This window comes from Streptomyces sp. NPDC088707 (assembly GCF_044752725.1).
Lineage (GTDB): Bacteria > Actinomycetota > Actinomycetes > Streptomycetales > Streptomycetaceae > Streptomyces.
On record NZ_JBIVLV010000014.1, the window covers coordinates 1 to 17,192 of the forward strand.

The following is a 17,192-nucleotide window of genomic DNA, read 5'->3' on the forward strand; positions in this document are numbered from 1 at the left end:
ACTGGAGCCCCGAAGACCTGCGGGCCCGCCCCGCAGACGTCGTCCCGCTCCGCTGAATGGGCCCCTCTGCCCCTTTAGGAGCACTGTCCCCCAACCGAGGACGGGGGCGGTTCTCATGCGGGGGGCTTACGCTGCTGGGAGGGGGATCGGTGAGGAGGCACGACATGCCCGGTTCGACGACACTCGGCCCCGGGCACGGGGTCGACGCGATCGAGCACCTCGACGCGCTGCGGATGATGTCCCTGATGAAGGAGCTGCACCGGCTGCTGACCGGGCCGGGACCCGACCGGCTCACGGACGCACAGGTGGCGCTCCTGCTCCAGGGTGACGGCCGCCATCGGGAGGGCTTCACCGACTGGGTGGAGCGCATGGCCCGCGATCTGGAGAAGGCTACGGCCTGACCGGAACGCGCCGCGCGAGGAAGTCGCCGATCAGGGCGGCGATCGCCGGCGCGTGGGTCTCCAGGGCGAAGTGGCCCGTGGGGAGCAGGTGGATCTCGGCGTCCGGGAGGTCGCGGCGGAAGGCCTCGGCACCCGCCGGGACGAAGACCTGGTCGCCTTCGCCCCAGACCGCGAGGAGCGGGACCCGGCTGGTGCGGAAGTACTCCTGGAAGGCCGGGTAGAGGGCGAAGTTGGAGCCGTAGTCGGCGATCAGGCCGAGCTGGATCCCGTCCTGGCCCTCGCGGGCCATCAGGGCGGCGTCGTGGTGCCAGGCGCCGGGGTCGAGAAGGTCGCGGTATTCGGCCGGTACGCCCGTCTCGTACTGCCAGCGGATGCCGTCGAGGGAGCGGATGGCGCGCACCGGCTCCTCCGTCTCGGGGGTGCGCTCCTCGATCAGGGCGAGGACCGGCGCCCAGGCCTCGGCGCCGAGGCCCTCCTCGTACGCGTTGCCGTTCTGGCTGATGATCGCGGTGATCCGCTCCGGGTGGGCGAGGGCGAGGCGCAGGCCGATGGGGGAGCCGTAGTCCTGGATGTAGAGCGCGAACCGGTCCAGGCCCAGTGCCTCCGTGAACTCGGCGGTGAGCGCGGCTAGTTCGGCGAAGGTGTAGTCGAAGTCGGCGGCGTCGGGAGCGGCGCTGCGGCCGAAGCCCAGATGGTCGGGGGCGATCAGGCGGTAGGAGTCGGCGAGCCGCGGGATCAGGTCGCGGAACATGTGCGAGCTGGTGGGGAAGCCGTGCAGCAGCAGGAGGACGGGGGCGTCGGCCGGGCCCGCCTCGCGGTAGGCGATCTCGTGGCCGCGGACCGTGACGGTGCGGTGGTGGGTCGGCAGTACGGTGCTCGTCATCTCTAACCCCTTAAGTGCGCGTCAGTGGTTACGAAACGACTCAAGCAGGCGCGGGCTAACCTGTCAATGGATGTACAAAGGTTAGAAGTGGGGGTGTGCGAGTCTGGGCGCATGACCGTGAGGACCGCGCCCACCCATGCACTCGGGGCCGACCGGCTCCGCTCCGTACGCGAGTTGCTCGACACCGCCTTCGACGGCGACTTCTCCGACGACGACTGGGACCACACGCTCGGCGGCGTCCACGCCTGGATCGAGGACGAGGGGGGCATCGCCGCCCACGGCGCCGTCGTCATGCGCCGGGCTCTCCACCGCGGGCGTTCGCACCGCGTCGGGTACGTCGAAGGCGTCGCCGTCCGCGCCGACCTCAGGCGCCGGGGGCTCGGCGGGGCCGTCATGGCCGAGCTTGAGCGGGTCATCGACGGGGCGTACGTCTTCGGGGCGCTCGGCGCCTCGGACGCCGGCGCCGCGCTCTACCGGGCGCGTGGCTGGCAGGTCTGGGAAGGCCGCCTCGAAGCCGTCGGGCCCGAAGGGATCGTCCACCTCCCGGAGGAGGAGGGGTACGTCTTCCTGCGTCCGGCGGCCGGCCGGGCGCTGCCCGATCCGGCCGCGGCGCTCGTCTTCGACTGGCGGGACGGCGACGTGATGTGAGGAAGGGTCAGGACGACGTCGCGCGGTCCCGGTCCACCTGCCCCTTGGCCGTCTCCAGCTGGGAGGTGACCAGGGCGAAGACCATGGAGGCGAGGGCGATGGTGATCGCGAGCCCGCCCGTGCCGAGCGTCCCGACGAAGGCCGCCGCCATCGCGCCGCCGACCACCACGAGCCACACCGCGAGCAGCGCCTTGCCCCGGCGGCTCAGGAACAGGTGCCGGAGCGGGGCGGCCGGCCGGGCGTCCAGGGCGCCCGCCGGGCCCGCCGTCGCCGCGCGCGGCCGCTTGAAGTAGCCGTACACCAGCCACTCGCCGCACAGCTCCCAGCCCTCGGGCTCCAGCTCGGCCAGGACCTTGGCGCGGCGCCGGGCGCCGATGATCTCGCGGCGGTACTCCCAGCGCAGCGCCGCCGTCGCGGAGCGGCGGCAGACGAACCGGCCGAGGGAGTCCAGGGACTCCACCTCCCAGCCCTGGTCACCGTGGACGGCGAGCATCCGGCGGTCGTTGAAGAGGTCCGCCGTCCAGGTCCAGCTCTCCGCCCTCCCGCCCGGCTCGCCCGGCAGCGGCGCGAGCCCGCCGAGCTGAGCGGCGAAGGCGGCGGCCGGCCCGAACTCCTCCTCCGGGCGCGTCCCGGTCCCGGAGAGGTGTCCGCGCAGGTCCTCGACGGTGGCGGCGATCTGCTCCGCCGGCACGCCCGTGGTGCGCAGCGCGTCGGCGAGCTCGGTGAAGTAGCGGTCGGATTCCGTGGTCATGCGGTGGTTCCCCCTGGGTGGAGCGTGGTCTCGACGGCGCGGTGGAAGCGCAGCCAGTCGCGGCTTTCGGTGGCGAGGTGCTCGCGCCCCCGCTCGGTGAGCCGGTAGTAGCGGCGTCCCGGGCCGCGCTCGGCGGCGCGGAACTCGGCCTCCACCAGACCGGCTTCCTCCAAGCGGTTCAGTACGGGATAGAGCGTCCCGCCCTTGATCTCGCCGAGGCCCGCCTCGGCGAGCGCCTTGGCGATCTCGTACCCGTAGCTCTCGCCGTCGGTCAGGCGGGAGAGGACGAGCAGGTCGAGGACGCCCTTGAGCCAGCTGGATCTGCGGTCTGCGGCCATGGGTGTATTGCAGCACCAGCTAGGTAGGAACGCAAACTAGATAGGGAGGTCGATCTCACCGCGCGACCAGCATCTTCCCCAGGTTCTCGCCGCGCAGCATCCCCAGGAACGCGCTCACGATGTGCTCGAAGCCCTCTACCACCGTCACGTCCAGGGGCAGCGAACCCTCGCGCAGGCGCGGGACGGCCAGGTCGTACAGCTCGTCGAGGGCGTCCGCGTGGTCGCGGACCAGGAAGCCCTCCAGCCGGATGCTCTTGCCGACCACGTCGAAGAGGTTGCGCGGGGCCGGCGGGGGAGCCGAGAGCGAGTGGTACTGGCTCACCGCGCCGACCCAGGCGATCCGCCCGAACGGGCGCAGCGCGCCGATCGCCGCCTCCAGATGGCCGCCTCCCACCCCGTCGAGCACCGCGTCGAGCCCCTCCGGCGCCGCCTTCGCGAGCAGCTCGGGAACCGGGCCACCGTGGTAGTCGAAGGCCGCGTCGAAGCCGATCTCCTCCGTCAGGTACGCCACCTTCCGCGCCGAACCCGCGCTGCCCACCAGCCGTCCCGCGCCCAGCAGCCGGGCGAGCCGGCCCGCCGCCGTGCCCACCCCGCCCGCCGCCGCCGACACGAACAGGTCCTCGCCCGGCTGGAGCCGCGCGATCCGGGTCAGGCCCACGAAGGCCGACAGGCCCGTACCGCCGAGCAGGCTCAGATGCGCGGCGAGCGGGACGCCGGGGCCGAGGTCCGGGACCTTGCGGGCCTCGGCCGGGGACACCACGGCGTGGGTCCGCCAGCCCCGGCGGTGCAGGACCAGGTCGCCCGGCCGCAGCGCGGGGTCGCGGGAGTCGAGGACCCGGCCCAGGGTGCGGCCCTCCATGGGGGAGTCCAGGGTCCAGATCTCGTCGGAGTCCATCGCCTCGCGGTGGTACGGGTCGACCGACCACAGGAGGTTCTCGACGAGGGCGGTGCCGGGCTCCGGCGCGGGGACCGGGGACTCGACGAAGGCGAACAGGTCGGGGGTGGGGAAACCGGTCGGACGGGCGGTCTGCCGGACGGTGATCATGGTGTCGTTCGTCATGCCGCAGACCGTAGGGAGGAATCCGGCGGGCGGGCAGGGGGTAGCGTCGATGGTCGCGGCTCATCCATGAAAGTCGCTCATAGACACAGGTGGGAGCCCTCATGGCCGATCTCGCGCCGCGCGAGCTGCGTGTCCTCGTCGCCGTCGCGAGCGAGGGCGGCTTCTCGGCCGCCGCCGTCGCGCTCGGGATGACGCAGTCCGCCGTCTCCCACTCGGTGCGGGGGAGCGAACGCAGGCTGGGCGCGGTCCTCTTCGACCGTGGGCGGTCCGGCGCCACCCCGACACCAGCCGGGGAGCGGGCCCTCGGGTACGCGCGGCGGGTCCTGCGGCTCCTGGACGTGATGGGCTCCGAGGTGCGTGGCGCGGCGGCGGGGGCGGGCGCCGGATGCGGCGCGGAGGCCGGGGTCCTCGCGGGGCCGCTGCGGATCGCGGCCTTCCGCAGCGCGGCGCTCCACCTGCTGCCCCGCGCCCTGGGACGCCTGACGGAACGGCATCCGGGGATCGTGCCCGAGGTGCGGATCGTACGGGAGGTGGGGCGCGGCACGGCCGGTGAGGTGCTGGACGGGCGGGCCGACCTCGGGATCGCCACGCTCGGCACGAGCTCACCTGTCCCGCCCGAGCTGGTCGGCGGCGTCCTGGTGGAGGAGGGGTACGCGCTGGTGCACCCGGCGGGGCATCCGGCGCCCCGGTCGCTCCCGCTCATCGACTGGACGGAGAACTGCACCTCGTACACGCGTGAGTGGTGGGCCGGACAGGAGTGGCTGCCGCCGGCGACGGTCCAGGCCGAGGACGACGGAGCGGTGCTCTCGATGGTGAGCACCGGTTTCGGGATGGCGGTCATGCCGGAGCTGTCCCTGGTCGGAGCACCGCCCTCGGTCGAGATCACCGATCTCGGCCCGGAGCGCCCGACCCGTTCGGTCGGCTATGTCACCACCCCGGAACTGGCCGCCTCCCTCGCCGTACGGGCCCTGATCCGGGAGCTGCGGGCCATCGCGGGCTGACGCGCTGTCCCACGCCGTCTCAGATAGTAGGAAGTCCGAGTAATTGTGGAGACAGATGAGAGGACCTGCCCTAGCTTTGTAGAAGCCGAACGTCTCGCTTCATCAGCGAATGGCGGTCGAGAGCGCGACGCCCCTGAGCAGGCAACCCCTGCGGCGGCGCTCCCCGCCCCTGCCGGCACCTTCGATCACCACTGATCTCCGCACTTCGGATCACCACTGATCTCAAGGAGTCGATCCCTCATGGCAACTCAGACCGCCCGCCGCGTCCGCCACTCGGCCAACCGTCCCAGCGACGAGGCCCGCCAGAACGCCGCCGCCGCCCTCCAGCGCGCCCTCGACCGCCGTGACAACGGCGGCTCCACCGGCCACTGACACGCCGTCACCCGGATGGCGGTTCGTCCACATGATGGACGTGACGTGTCAGACGATGGGACGGAGAGTAGGGTGCCGACATGTCTCACAGCATCAATCTCGCAGTCATTCCCGGCGACGGCATCGGCCAGGAGGTCGTGGCCCAGGGCCTCAAGATCCTCGCGGCCGTCCTTCCCCAGGACGTGAAGCTGGAGACCGAGGAGTACGACTTCGGCGCCACGCGCTACCACGCCACCGGTGAGACCCTCACCGACGCCGACCTCGACTCCCTCAAGAAGCACGACGCCATCCTGCTCGGCGCCATCGGCGACCCGTCGGTGCCCTCCGGCGTCCTGGAGCGCGGCTTCCTCCTGAAGCTCCGCTTCGCCTTCGACCACCACGTGAACCTGCGTCCCTCGAAGCTGCTCCCCGGCGTCGCCACCCCGCTCGCCGGGCAGCCCGAGATCGACTTCGTCGTGGTCCGCGAGGGCACCGAGGGCCCGTACACCGGCAACGGCGGCACCATCCGCAAGGGCACCCCGCACGAGGTCGCCACCGAGGTCTCGGTCAACACCGCCTTCGGTGTCGAGCGGGTCGTCCGTGACGCCTTCGCCCGTGCCCAGGCCCGCCCGCGCAAGAAGCTCACGCTGGTCCACAAGAACAACGTGCTGACCTTCGCCGGTCACCTCTGGACGGACACCTTCAACAAGGTCGCCGCCGAGTTCCCCGAGGTCACCACCGACTACCTGCACGTCGACGCCGCGACGATCTTCCTCGTCACCGACCCGGCCCGCTTCGACGTGATCGTCACCGACAACCTCTTCGGCGACATCATCACCGACCTCGCCGCGGCCGTCTCCGGCGGCATCGGCGTGGCCGCCTCGGGCAACATCAACCCGAGCGGCGCGTTCCCGTCCATGTTCGAGCCGGTCCACGGCTCCGCGCCGGACATCGCGGGTCAGGGCAAGGCCGACCCCACGGCCACCGTCCTCTCCGTCGCGCTCCTGCTGCGCCACCTCGGCTACGAGACCGAGGCCGCCCGGGTCGAGGAGGCCGTCGCGGCCGACCTCACCGAGCGCGGCGACAGCGTCCGCACGACGGACGAGATCGGCGACGCGCTCGCCGCGCGAGTAGCCAGCTGACCCGGCCGGACTGACATCCCTCAGCAGCCGCCGGGTCGCCACAGCGCCCGGCGGCTGACCTCTGCGCGGCCCCGGGTGCCCCCATCGAACCCAGGACCGCGTTCACCCGTTTCCCGCACCGGTCCCCGCGAGCGATAATCGGACGTGGGGCCGTGCCATGCGGGCATGCTCGGACGTCCACCTCGTCAGGGACGAAGCAGTCTCCGACAGTGGCGTGCGCGCGCGGTCCTACCCACACAACCGGTGAAGGACACGCACTCATGACGACGCCCACGATCGAGCTCAAGCCCTCCTCCAGCCCGCTGTCCGCCGCGGAGCGCGAGGCGATCCTGGCCAACCCGGGATTCGGCCGCCACTTCACCGACCACATGGTCACCATCCGGTGGACCGAGGGCCGGGGCTGGCACGACGCCCAGCTCGTGCCGTACGGTCCGCTCTCCCTGGACCCGGCGACCAACGTCCTGCACTACGCGCAGGAGATCTTCGAGGGCCTGAAGGCCTACCGCCGTCCCGACGGCTCGGTCGCCAGCTTCCGCCCCGACGCCAACGCCCGCCGCTTCCAGGCCTCCGCCCGCCGGCTCGCCATGCCCGAGCTGCCCGTCGAGACCTTCGTCGAGGCCTGTGACGTCCTCGTCCAGCAGGACAAGGCGTGGGTCCCGGCACACGGCGGCGAGGCCTCGCTCTACCTGCGCCCGTTCATGATCGCGACCGAGGTCGGCCTGGGCGTCCGCCCGGCCAACGAGTACCTCTTCGTCGTCATCGCCTCCCCGGCCGGCCCGTACTTCCCCGGCGGCGTGAAGCCCGTCTCCATCTGGCTCTCGGAGAACCGCGTCCGCGCCGTCCCCGGCGGCGTCGGCGACGCCAAGACCGGCGGCAACTACGCGGCCTCGCTGCTCGCGCAGGCCGAGGCCGCCGCGAAGGGCTGCGACCAGGTCGCCTACCTCGACGCGGTGGAGCACAAGTGGGTCGAGGAACTCGGCGGCATGAACCTGTACTTCGTGTACGGCAACAAGCTCGTCACCCCCACCCTCACCGGTTCGCTCCTCGCCGGCATCACCCGTGACTCGCTGCTCAAGCTGGCGGCGGACCTCGGTCTGGAGCCGGAGGAGGGCCGCGTCTCCATCGACCAGTGGCAGGCCGACAGCGCGAACGGCACCCTGACCGAGGTCTTCGCCTGCGGCACCGCCGCCGTGATCACCCCGGTCGGCACGGTCAAGTCCGAGCGGGGCGAGTGGCGGCAGTCCGGCGGCGAGCCCGGCGAGGTCACGATGAAGCTGCGCGACGCGCTGCTCGCCGTCCAGACCGGCAGGGCCGAGGACGTCCACGGCTGGATGCACGAGCTGGGCTAGTACCTACTCCGCCTGTGCCAGGGCTTCCGGGGCCGCCACGGTCCCGGGAGCCCTGTTCGGCGTCAGGACCGCGTACAGCGTGCCGCCCACGAGCCCCGACAGCACGAAGCTGCAGTCGATCCCGCCCGTCAGGGCCAGCAGCGGTCCCTCGTACATCGGCGTCGACACGGCGGCGAGGCCGACCGCGGCGCCGATCGCCCAGGAGGCGGTGGCGCGCGGATGCCAGCCCGCCGAGAACCAGTAGATCCCGCCGCGCGAGCGCCGGTTGTAGACCTGGAGTGCCTCCGGGTCGTACGAGCCCCGGCAGCGGACATGGCCGATCAGGGTGATCACCGCCCAGGGTGTGCCGATCGCCGTGAGGAGCAGCACGAACGAGGTCATCGCCGACTGGGCGTCCGAGGCGAAGTGGCCGAGGAAGACGAAGGCCGTCGCCACCGCCGCGACCACGAGCGTGGCGCGGGCCCGGGTGGCGCGGGGCAGGATCGCGTCCAGGTCGAGGCCCATCGAGTACAGCATCAGGCCGGCGTTGCCGACGGAGCCGGCGGTGGCCGCGACGAGCAGCGGGACCAGGTACCAGACGGGCGAGGCGGCGACCAGCGGTCCCGCGTAGTCCAGCCCGCCGCGGGCGGCGAGCGCCGTGAACGTGCCGAAGAGCTGGGGGACCAGCAGTCCGACGACCAGGCCGAGACAGGTGGCCCGCCAGACGGAGCGGGAGCTGTGCCGCTCCGGCGAGACGTACCGGGTGTAGTCGCCGAGCAGGGTGATGAAGGCGACCGGTCCGCTGAGCCCCGCCGCCACCGCCGAGAGCAGCCAGGTCGGCCAGAACGAGCCGAGCAGGTACGGGGTGTCCGGCACCGCCGCCGTCGTGAAGTCCCCGGCGTACGCGAGGAGTCCGAGGGCCAGCAGCACGGTCATGACGACGGCGAGCGCCTTGCTCAGCTTGAGCAGCAGCCGGTAGCCGTACACCGCGGCGACCGCGGTGCCGGCGGCGAGCAGCGCGTAGACGACGGCGTGTGTGGCACCGCCGGTCGGCAGTCCGACCAGCCGGGCGAGCGTCCCCACCATGACGTCGCCGCCGATCCACAGGGTCAGCGCGGTGTACCCGAGGGAGAGCAGCAGCCCGACCACCGAGCCGACCAGCCGGCCCCGTACGCCGAAGAAGGCGCCGGAGGAGGTGGAGAGGTTGGTGGCGGTACGGAGCGACACCAGGGCCAGCGGGGCGGTGACCGCGACGCCGACGAGGGTGCCGGTGACGACGGAGGTCACCGAGGCCCAGAGCCCGAGTCCGAAGGAGACCGGGAGCCAGCCGAAGACGATCACCCCCAGGCAGAGGTTGGACCCGAGGAGGATCGCGACGAGGTCCCGGGGACCGCTGGTGCGTTCGGCCTCGGGGACGGTGTCGACTCCGCGCTGTTCTATCGGCATGGGGACTCCTGGGGGACGGGAGCGGCGGGCTGCGGCGAGCACTTTTAGAGTGACGCTCAATGTGGCCTGTGCCTGTACCCCGAGTCAATGCTTGGAAGAAAGACACTCAACATTTAGAGTGTTACTCAAACAGCGGGTGTCCCGCGCCTCGACCCCTCCCGTTCCGCGAGTTCCTCCAGTTCCTAGGACCTGTCACCATGACCTACCGCATGCCCGCCGAGTGGATGCCGCACGAGCGCACCTGGATGGCCTGGCCCAGCCCCAACCCCACCTTCACCAACGCCGACGAGCTGGCCGAGGCCCGCACGGCCTGGGCGTCCGTGGCCCGCGCCGTACGCCGCTTCGAGCCGGTCACGATGGTGGTGGCGCCCGGCGACACCGAGTCCGCCCGCGCCCTCGTCGGCGAGGACGTCGATCTGGTCGAGCGGGACCTCGACGACGCGTGGATGCGGGACATCGGCCCGACCTTCGTCACCAACGGCACCGAACTGGCCGCCGTGGACTGGGTGTTCAACGGCTGGGGCGGCCAGGACTGGGCCCGCTGGGAGCACGACTCGAAGATCGCCCGCCATGTCGCGGACGCGGCGGGCGTCCCCGTCCTCTCCTCGCCCCTGGTGAACGAGGGCGGCGCGATCCACGTCGACGGCGAGGGCACGGTCCTGCTGACCGACACCGTCCAGCTCGGCTCCGGCCGCAACCCCGGCTGGACCCGCGAGCAGGTCGAGGCCGAGATCCACGCCAGGCTCGGCACGACGAAGGCGATCTGGCTCCCGCACGGCCTCAGCGGCGACTACGGCCTCTACGGCACCCAGGGCCACGTCGACATCGTCGCCGCCTTCGCCCGCCCCGGCACGGTCCTCGTCCACAGCCAGCAGGACCCGGCCCACCCCGACTACGAGCGCTCCCGGATGTACGTGAACATCCTGCGCGGCCAGACCGACGCCCAGGGCCGCCCCCTGGAGGTCGTCGAGATCCCGGCCCCGACCGTCCTCAAGGACGAGGAGGGCGACTGGGTCGACTACTCGTACATCAACCACTACCTGTGCAACGACGGCGTGGTCCTCTGCGCCTTCGACGACCCGCACGACGAACTGGCGGCCGAGATCTTCCGCCGCCTCTTCCCGGAACGCGAGGTCGTACTGGTCGACGCGCGCACGATCTTCGCAGGTGGGGGCGGCATCCACTGCATCACCCAGCAGCAGCCGAGGGTCTGAGGCGGGGAGGGATGAGGTAGAACGTACGAGTGACCCGTATGGACCCCTCCGACCCCTCCCGCCCCTCCGGCTCCCTCGCCCCGGCCCCCCCGCCCCGCCGGCGCAACCAGGCCGCTCCTCCCCGCGAGGAGCTGCTCGCCGCCGCCATGGGGACCATCGCCGAGCGGGGGCTCGACGGCCTGACCATGGCCGGCCTCGGGCGGCAGGTCGGGATGAGCAGCGGGCACCTGCTCTACTACTTCCGCACCAAGGACGAGCTGCTGCTGCAGACCCTGGAGTGGAGCGAGGGGCGCCTCGGCGCCGAGCGGAGCGCGCTGCTGTCCCGGCCCGGGACCGCGCGCGAGCGGCTCGACGGATATGTCGACGTGTACGTGCCCGACGGCCCGCGCGATCCGCACTGGATCCTGTGGCTGGAGGTCTGGAACCGGTCCCAGAACGCCGACGCCGACGCCCGGATCCGCCAGGCCGCCATCGAGGGCGCCTGGCACCGGGACCTGGTCGCGATCCTGGCCGAGGGCGTCTCGCGCGGGGAGTTCCGGGCCGTCGACCCGGACCGCTTCGCCACCCGCACGAGGGCGCTCCTGGACGGCTTCAGCGTGCACGTCGCGGTGGGTGTGCCCGGCACCGGCCGGGAGCAAGTCCTGGCACACGTACGCGAGTTCATCGAGCAGGACCTGCTGGCGCGACCGTAGCCGCACACGGGCGGTCCCGGTGCCGGACCCGCGCCCGCCCCGTGCCGTGACCGCAACGCACGTAAGTACACGGGATCGTTGTCCGCTACGCCCTTGTTGCCCCGGCGTCACCTCCGGCACGGTTCCGGTCCATGGGACGAGAGCACTGGAAGAAGATCTGGGTCGGCTCCGCCGGCAACATGGTCGAGTGGTTCGACTGGTTCGTGTACGCGAGCTTCGCCACCTACTTCGCGGGGGCCTTCTTCCCCGAGGGCAACGACACCGCCAAACTCATGAACACCGCCGGCATCTTCGCCGTCGGCTTCTTCATGCGGCCCGTCGGCGGCTGGCTCCTCGGCCGGGTCGGCGACCGCAAGGGCCGCAAGGCGGCCCTCACCCTCACCGTCACCCTGATGTCCGCCTCCGCGCTCCTCATCGCGGTCGCGCCCACCTATGCGGTCGCCGGTTACGGCGGCGCCGCCGTCCTCCTGATCGCCCGCCTCCTCCAGGGGCTCTCCGTCGGCGGCGAGTACGCCGCGAGCGCCACCTACCTCACCGAGGCCTCCGCCCCGGAGCACCGCGGCTTCGCCTCCAGCTTCCAGTACGTGTCGATGACCGCGGGCCAGATCCTCGGCCTCGGCCTGCTGCTCGTCCTCCAGCACACCCTGTCCAGCGAGGCCCTGCACAGCTGGGGCTGGCGCATCCCGTTCGTCCTCGGCGCCCTCGGCGCGGCCGTCGTCTTCTACCTGCGCCGCACGATGCTGGAGACGGAGGTGTACGAGACCACCGCCGACGACGGGGTCGCGAGCGAGCAGAAGGGCACCCTCAAGGCCCTGTGGGCGCACCGGCGCGAGGCCTTCCTCGTCGTCGCGCTCACCATGGGCGGGACCGTGGCGTACTACACGTACACCACCTACCTCACCAAGTACCTCTCCAACTCCGCCGGCCTCCCCAAGCAGACCGCGACCCTGGTCTCCTTCTGCGCCCTCATCGTCTTCGCCTGCCTCCAGCCGCTGGCCGGCCGGCTCTCCGACCGCATCGGCCGCCGCCCGCTGCTGATCACCTTCGCGGTGGGGTCCACGGTCCTCACCGTGCCGATCCTGACGATGCTGAAGCACGCGGGCTCCTTCTGGCCGGCCCTCGGGCTCTCCCTGCTGGCGCTCGTCGTCATCACCGGCTACACCTCCATCAACGCCTGTGTGAAGGCCGAGCTCTTCCCCACCGGCATCCGTGCCCTCGGCGTCGCCCTGCCGTACGCCATCGCCAACGCGCTCTTCGGCGGCACCGCCGAGTACGTGGCCCTCTGGTTCAAGGACGCGGGCGTCGAGTCGGGCTTCTACTGGTACGTGGCGGGCTGTGCGGCCGTCTCCCTGGTCGTCTACCTCACGATGCGGGAGACCAGGGACATCGACCTGGGCCGGGTCGGGACGGACGGCGCCGCAGTGCCCGGCCAGAAGCGCGGGCAGGCGGGCGGCTCTCCGGAGCGGCTGCCGGTGTACTGAGGGCGGGGCGGGTCTCCCGGGCGGCGGCGCCTGTCGGGCGGGCGGGCCGGGGCGCCGCACGGCCCGGCCGGTGCCGCGCGGCCGGCCGGGGCGCCGCACCGCTGCCCGTATCGTGAGACCCCCGTCCCGCCGGGCCGTCACCTGTGTCAGACTTCCGGCGTGCTTGCTACCACGATGATTATCGGCAGCAGCGCGCCGGTCCGCAGTGGCCACTGAATCGCGGCACGACCCCCGCGGCAGTGGACACCGTGCCTCAGACCCGCGCGCAGACCTCTCGCACCCGCGAGGGGTTTTTTCGTTTTCCGGCCCCACCCACGCCGGAAGCGGACGTCGCGTGAGAATGGGGGCAAGTGGATCCAGACCTTCCGGAGCCACATCCGACAGGAGCCATCACAGTCATGACCACGGAGAACGCCGAGAGCCAGCGCCTCGACGACAGCTTCCATGTCTTCGACACGACGCTGCGCGACGGGGCGCAGCGTGAAGGCATCAACCTCACCGTCGCGGACAAGCTGACCATCGCCCGGCACCTCGACGAGTTCGGCGTCGGCTTCATCGAGGGCGGCTGGCCCGGAGCCAACCCGCGCGACACGGAGTTCTTCGCCCGCGCCCGCCAGGAGATCGCGTTCAAGAACGCGCAGCTCGTCGCCTTCGGCGCCACCCGCAGACCGGGCGGCGACGCCGCCGCCGACCCGCAGGTCAAGGCCCTCCTCGACTCCGGCGCCCCGGTCGTCACGCTCGTCGCCAAGTCGCACGACCGGCACGTCGAGCTCGCGCTGCGCACCACCCTCGACGAGAACCTGGCGATGGTCCGCGACACCGTCTCCCACCTGGTCTCCCAGGGCCGCCGCGTCTTCGTCGACTGCGAGCACTTCTTCGACGGCTACAAGGCCAACCCCGACTACGCCAAGGCCGTCGTCCGCGCCGCGTACGAGGCCGGCGCCGACGTCGTCATCCTCTGCGACACCAACGGCGGCATGCTCCCCGCCCAGATCCAGGCCGTCGTCGCCACCGTCCTCGCCGACACCGGCGCCCGCCTCGGCATCCACGCCCAGGACGACACCGGCTGCGCCGTCGCCAACACGCTGGCCGCCGTCGACGCCGGTGCCACCCACGTCCAGTGCACCGCCAACGGCTACGGCGAGCGGGTCGGCAACGCCAACCTCTTCCCCGTCGTCGCGGCCCTGGAGCTCAAGTACGGCAAGAAGGTGCTGCCCGACGGCGCCCTCGCCGAGATGACCCGGATCTCGCACGCCATCGCCGAGGTCGTCAACCTCACCCCCTCCACCCACCAGCCGTACGTCGGCGTCTCCGCCTTCGCGCACAAGGCCGGGCTCCACGCCTCCGCGATCAAGGTCGACCCCGACCTCTACCAGCACATCGACCCCGAGCTGGTCGGCAACACCATGCGGATGCTGGTCTCCGACATGGCCGGCCGGGCCTCCATCGAGCTCAAGGGCAAGGAGCTCGGCGTCGACCTGGGCGACGACCGCGCGCTGGTGGCCCGGGTCGTCGAGCGGGTCAAGGAGCGCGAGCTCCAGGGCTACACCTACGAGGCCGCCGACGCCTCCTTCGAGCTGCTCCTCCGGGAGGAGGTCGAGGGACGGGCCCGCCGCTACTTCCGTACGGAGTCCTGGCGCGCGATCGTCGAGGACCGTCCCGACGGCACCCACGCCAACGAGGCGACCGTGAAGCTCTGGGCCAAGGGCGAGCGGATCGTCGCCACCGCCGAGGGCAACGGCCCCGTCAACGCCCTCGACCGCGCGATGCGCCTCGCTTTGGAGCGGATCTACCCGCAGCTCGCCAAGTTCGAGCTGGTCGACTACAAGGTCCGCATCCTGGAGGGCCGCCACGGCACCGAGTCCACCACCCGCGTCCTGATCACCACCAGCGACGGCAACGGCGAGTGGTCGACGGTCGGCGTCGGCGAGAACGTCATCGCCGCCTCCTGGCAGGCCCTGGAGGACGCCTTCACCTACGGAGTGCTGCGGGCCGGGATCGACCCCGCCGAATAGCCTCTATGTCTTGTTTGTCGTGCTTCGGGTAGCGTCGAACCATGAGGACCAGGCCGCTTCCCCTCCTGTCGGCCCTCGGCGGGCTGATACTGCTGCTGCTCCTGTCCCTGGCCCCCTCCGCGGGCGCCAGGGCCACGGGGATCCCCGACGCGGCCGCCGCCCTGAAACAGGGCCCGGTGTACGTCGACCCGGGCGCCGCCGACCAGCTGTCGAAGTCCGAGGCGGACGCCCTCGCCCAGAAGATCAAGGACGCGGACAAGCCGCTCTTCGTGGCGGTCCTGCCCGCGAACGCGCAGTTCCCGCCGAAGGACCTCCTCGCGAACCTGCGGACCCAGACCGGCATCACCGGCCTGTACGCGGTCCGCCTCGGCGACGGCTTCGACGCGGGCGCCGACCGCGCCGTCATGTCCGGACAGGCCGTACGGAACCTCGTCACCTCCGTACGCCAGCCGGGCGTCGACGCGGCCACCGAGCTCGACAACTTCGTCGACCAGGCCCTGCCCACCCTGCGCGGCTCCGCCCCCGCGAGCTGGGGCTCCGCCGGCACCGACGACGGCGTGCCGGTCGCCGGCCTCGTGACCCTCGGCGCCGTGGTGGCCGCCGGAGGCGCGGGCGCCTACGCCGTCGTCCGCCGCAACCGGCTCCGCAAGGAGGCAGAGGAGCGCGCCGCCCTCGACAAGCTCCGGGTCGTCGTCGACGAGGACATCACCGCCTTCGGCGAGGAACTCGAACGCCTCGACTTCCACCCCGCCGAAGCGGGCGCCGACGACGCCATGCGCGGCGACTACGAACGCTCCCTCGACTCGTACGACAAGGCGAAGTCCCTGATGGCCTCCGCCGGCCGGCCCCATGACGTCCGCGCGGTCACCGAGGCCCTGGAGGACGGCCGCTACTCGCTCGCCGTCCTGGCCGCCCGCCGCGAGTCCCGGCCCCTCCCCGAGCGCCGCGCCCCCTGCTTCTTCGACCCGCGCCACGGCCCCTCCACCGAGGACCGCACCTGGACCCCGACCGGCGGCACCGCCCGTCAGGTCCCGGTCTGCGCCGCCGACGCGTCCCGCCTCGACGACGGCCTGGACCCGATGGCCCGCACGGTCGACGCGGACGGCGTCCGCCGCCCCTACTGGGAGGCAGGCCCGGCTTACGGCCCCTGGGCCGGCGGCTACTTCGGCGGCGGCATCCTCCCCGGCCTCCTCCTGGGCACCGTCCTCGGCTCGATGCTCTCCACCCCGGCCTACGCGGCCGAGTACGGCGGCGGCGACTTCCAGGGCGGCGACTTCTCCGGCGCCGACTTCGACTCCGGCGACTTCGGCGGCAGCGGCTTCGGCGACGGAGGCGGCGGCTTCGGAGGCGGCGACTTCGGCGGGGGCGGCGGCTTCGACGGCGGGGGCGGGTTCTGATCTGACCGGACCGCGACGGCAGGCACGCCGGTAGGCTCCCTGTGACAATGCCGCTCAACGGGGGAGGGGGCCGTGTGTCCGCTTACAGAGCACATCGGCTGACGGCACCGCGGACGTTCGAGCCGGTCGTTCTTCGGGTGCCCGGAGCACAGGACATCGGAGCCGGCAACGCCCTGGTGCGGCTGGAGGCCGGGGTCGTCTGCGGCAGTGACATCCCGCGCTGGGACGGCTCGGAGTGGTCCGGCTTCCCGGCCGGTCCCGGGTTCCCACTCCACGAGGCGGTGGGGCGGGTGGTGCTGAGCCGCAGCGACCGCCTGCCGGTCGGCAGCAGGATCGTCGGCATTCCGCAGGACGACAGGGGCGTCCAGGAGATGTTCGTCGCGTCGGACGAGGCGGCTGTCGTCGTCCCGGACCGCGTACCGCCGGCCGTCGCCGCGATCGTGCAGCCACTCTCCACCGTGATCTACGCCGTCGAACGCCTCGGTGACCTATCCGGCAAGTCGGTCCTGATCATCGGCTTCGGAGCCTTGGGACACCTGACGGCCTGGCTGCTGAGGCTGCGGGGCGCCGATGTGTCCACCGTCGATCCCGTCCCCGAGACCGAGGCCGGTGCCTGGGGCTCGGAGCGCCATTTCGACATCGCATCGGCCGGGCTGGCCGCCGCCGATCTAGGCGAGGCCCCGGACATCGTGGTCGAGATCGTGGGCCACGGTCAGGACACCGTCACCGACGCGATCCGGCTCGTCCGGCCCAGGGGCACCGTTCTGGTCATGGGCGTGCCGGGGCCGGGGACGGTGCTGCCGCTGGAGGAGGCGTTCCGCCGGAACGTCGCGCTCGTGGGCTCGGTCGGACCGCCGTGGCGGGAGTACCTCACCAAGGCGAAGGCCCTCGTCGAGCTCCACACGGATTTCCTGGCCGGGCTGATCACGCACACCGTCCCGTTCGACGCTGCCCCCGACGCGTACGAGCTCTACGCCCGACGTGTTCCCGGAAGACTCAAGGTCGCTGTGGTCGTCTGACCGGCGGCAGGCCTCGGCACGGCCC

General features: G+C 72.1%; 17 protein-coding genes. 12 read left to right on the plus strand and 5 right to left on the minus strand.

Going from position 1 to position 17,192, the window contains the following annotated elements:
* Window positions 1–164: 164 nt before the first annotated feature.
* Window positions 165–401: a hypothetical protein gene (locus ACIP84_RS33105; protein ID WP_355969392.1), complete on the plus strand. Its 237-nt coding sequence runs from the start codon at window positions 165–167 to the stop codon at window positions 399–401.
* On the opposite strand, the gene ACIP84_RS33110 is transcribed toward ACIP84_RS33105, so the two are convergent.
* The gene (locus tag ACIP84_RS33110) at window positions 391–1,284 is read right to left on the minus strand and encodes an alpha/beta fold hydrolase (RefSeq protein WP_401803012.1); all 894 of its coding nucleotides are present in this window, start codon (window positions 1,282–1,284) and stop codon (window positions 391–393) included. The two genes, ACIP84_RS33105 and ACIP84_RS33110, sit on opposite strands and share 11 nt — an antisense overlap.
* 111 nt (window positions 1,285–1,395) lie before the next feature.
* Between ACIP84_RS33110 and ACIP84_RS33115 the strand changes: the two genes are divergently transcribed.
* On the plus strand, window positions 1,396–1,932 hold the full coding sequence (locus tag ACIP84_RS33115; RefSeq protein ID WP_401803015.1) for a GNAT family N-acetyltransferase: 537 nt from the start codon (window positions 1,396–1,398) through the stop codon (window positions 1,930–1,932).
* Between the two features lie 7 nt (window positions 1,933–1,939).
* Here the strand turns inward: ACIP84_RS33115 and ACIP84_RS33120 are convergent, their stop codons facing one another.
* From ACIP84_RS33120 to ACIP84_RS33130, 3 genes are read right to left on the minus strand one after another with little or no spacing between them, the layout of a single operon-like run.
* Entirely contained in the window at window positions 1,940–2,683 is a 744-nt protein-coding gene (locus ACIP84_RS33120) for a hypothetical protein (protein WP_401803017.1), read from the minus strand.
* Window positions 2,680–3,021, minus strand: coding sequence for a PadR family transcriptional regulator (locus ACIP84_RS33125; protein ID WP_030320291.1), 342 nt, complete (start codon window positions 3,019–3,021; stop codon window positions 2,680–2,682). The genes ACIP84_RS33120 and ACIP84_RS33125 overlap by 4 nt, the downstream gene beginning before the upstream one ends.
* A 55-nt stretch (window positions 3,022–3,076) precedes the next feature.
* Entirely contained in the window at window positions 3,077–4,081 is a 1,005-nt protein-coding gene (locus tag ACIP84_RS33130; protein ID WP_401803019.1) for a zinc-binding dehydrogenase, read from the minus strand.
* A 101-nt stretch (window positions 4,082–4,182) separates the two neighbouring features.
* Between ACIP84_RS33130 and ACIP84_RS33135 the strand changes: the two genes are divergently transcribed.
* The 4 genes from ACIP84_RS33135 (at window position 4,183) to ACIP84_RS33150 (ending at window position 7,924) form a co-directional block, all read left to right on the plus strand.
* Window positions 4,183–5,082, plus strand: coding sequence for a LysR family transcriptional regulator (locus ACIP84_RS33135; RefSeq protein ID WP_401803020.1), 900 nt, complete (start codon window positions 4,183–4,185; stop codon window positions 5,080–5,082).
* A 240-nt stretch (window positions 5,083–5,322) separates the two neighbouring features.
* Window positions 5,323–5,454, plus strand: a complete 132-nt coding sequence (locus ACIP84_RS33140; RefSeq protein ID WP_260461862.1) for a hypothetical protein — start codon at window positions 5,323–5,325, stop codon at window positions 5,452–5,454.
* Window positions 5,455–5,534: 80 nt separating this feature from the next.
* Window positions 5,535–6,575 (plus strand): 3-isopropylmalate dehydrogenase, encoded by a 1,041-nt coding sequence (locus ACIP84_RS33145; protein ID WP_355969374.1) that lies wholly within the window; start codon window positions 5,535–5,537, stop codon window positions 6,573–6,575.
* Window positions 6,576–6,835: 260 nt separating this feature from the next.
* Window positions 6,836–7,924, plus strand: a complete 1,089-nt coding sequence (locus ACIP84_RS33150; RefSeq protein ID WP_355969371.1) for a branched-chain amino acid aminotransferase — start codon at window positions 6,836–6,838, stop codon at window positions 7,922–7,924.
* Window positions 7,925–7,927: 3 nt separating this feature from the next.
* Here ACIP84_RS33150 and ACIP84_RS33155 read toward each other — a convergent pair whose 3' ends face one another.
* On the minus strand, window positions 7,928–9,349 hold the full coding sequence (locus ACIP84_RS33155; RefSeq protein WP_401803024.1) for a cytosine permease: 1,422 nt from the start codon (window positions 9,347–9,349) through the stop codon (window positions 7,928–7,930).
* A 197-nt stretch (window positions 9,350–9,546) separates the two neighbouring features.
* Between ACIP84_RS33155 and ACIP84_RS33160 the strand changes: the two genes are divergently transcribed.
* The 6 genes from ACIP84_RS33160 (at window position 9,547) to ACIP84_RS33185 (ending at window position 17,167) form a co-directional block, all read left to right on the plus strand.
* Window positions 9,547–10,563 carry an agmatine/peptidylarginine deiminase gene (locus ACIP84_RS33160; protein ID WP_401803026.1) on the plus strand — a complete coding sequence of 339 codons (1,017 nt, stop codon included), beginning with the start codon at window positions 9,547–9,549 and terminating at the stop codon, window positions 10,561–10,563.
* A gap of 146 nt (window positions 10,564–10,709) precedes the next feature.
* Window positions 10,710–11,255: a TetR/AcrR family transcriptional regulator gene (locus ACIP84_RS33165; RefSeq protein WP_229312696.1), complete on the plus strand. Its 546-nt coding sequence runs from the start codon at window positions 10,710–10,712 to the stop codon at window positions 11,253–11,255.
* A 131-nt stretch (window positions 11,256–11,386) separates the two neighbouring features.
* Window positions 11,387–12,736 carry an MFS transporter gene (locus ACIP84_RS33170; protein ID WP_401803028.1) on the plus strand — a complete coding sequence of 450 codons (1,350 nt, stop codon included), beginning with the start codon at window positions 11,387–11,389 and terminating at the stop codon, window positions 12,734–12,736.
* Between the two features lie 398 nt (window positions 12,737–13,134).
* Window positions 13,135–14,751 carry a citramalate synthase gene (gene cimA / locus ACIP84_RS33175; RefSeq protein WP_401803030.1) on the plus strand — a complete coding sequence of 539 codons (1,617 nt, stop codon included), beginning with the start codon at window positions 13,135–13,137 and terminating at the stop codon, window positions 14,749–14,751.
* A gap of 41 nt (window positions 14,752–14,792) precedes the next feature.
* Window positions 14,793–16,148: a hypothetical protein gene (locus ACIP84_RS33180; RefSeq protein ID WP_401803031.1), complete on the plus strand. Its 1,356-nt coding sequence runs from the start codon at window positions 14,793–14,795 to the stop codon at window positions 16,146–16,148.
* 137 nt (window positions 16,149–16,285) lie between these two features.
* Window positions 16,286–17,167, plus strand: a complete 882-nt coding sequence (locus tag ACIP84_RS33185; protein ID WP_401803033.1) for a zinc-binding dehydrogenase — start codon at window positions 16,286–16,288, stop codon at window positions 17,165–17,167.
* The last annotated feature ends 25 nt before the right edge of the window (window positions 17,168–17,192 follow it).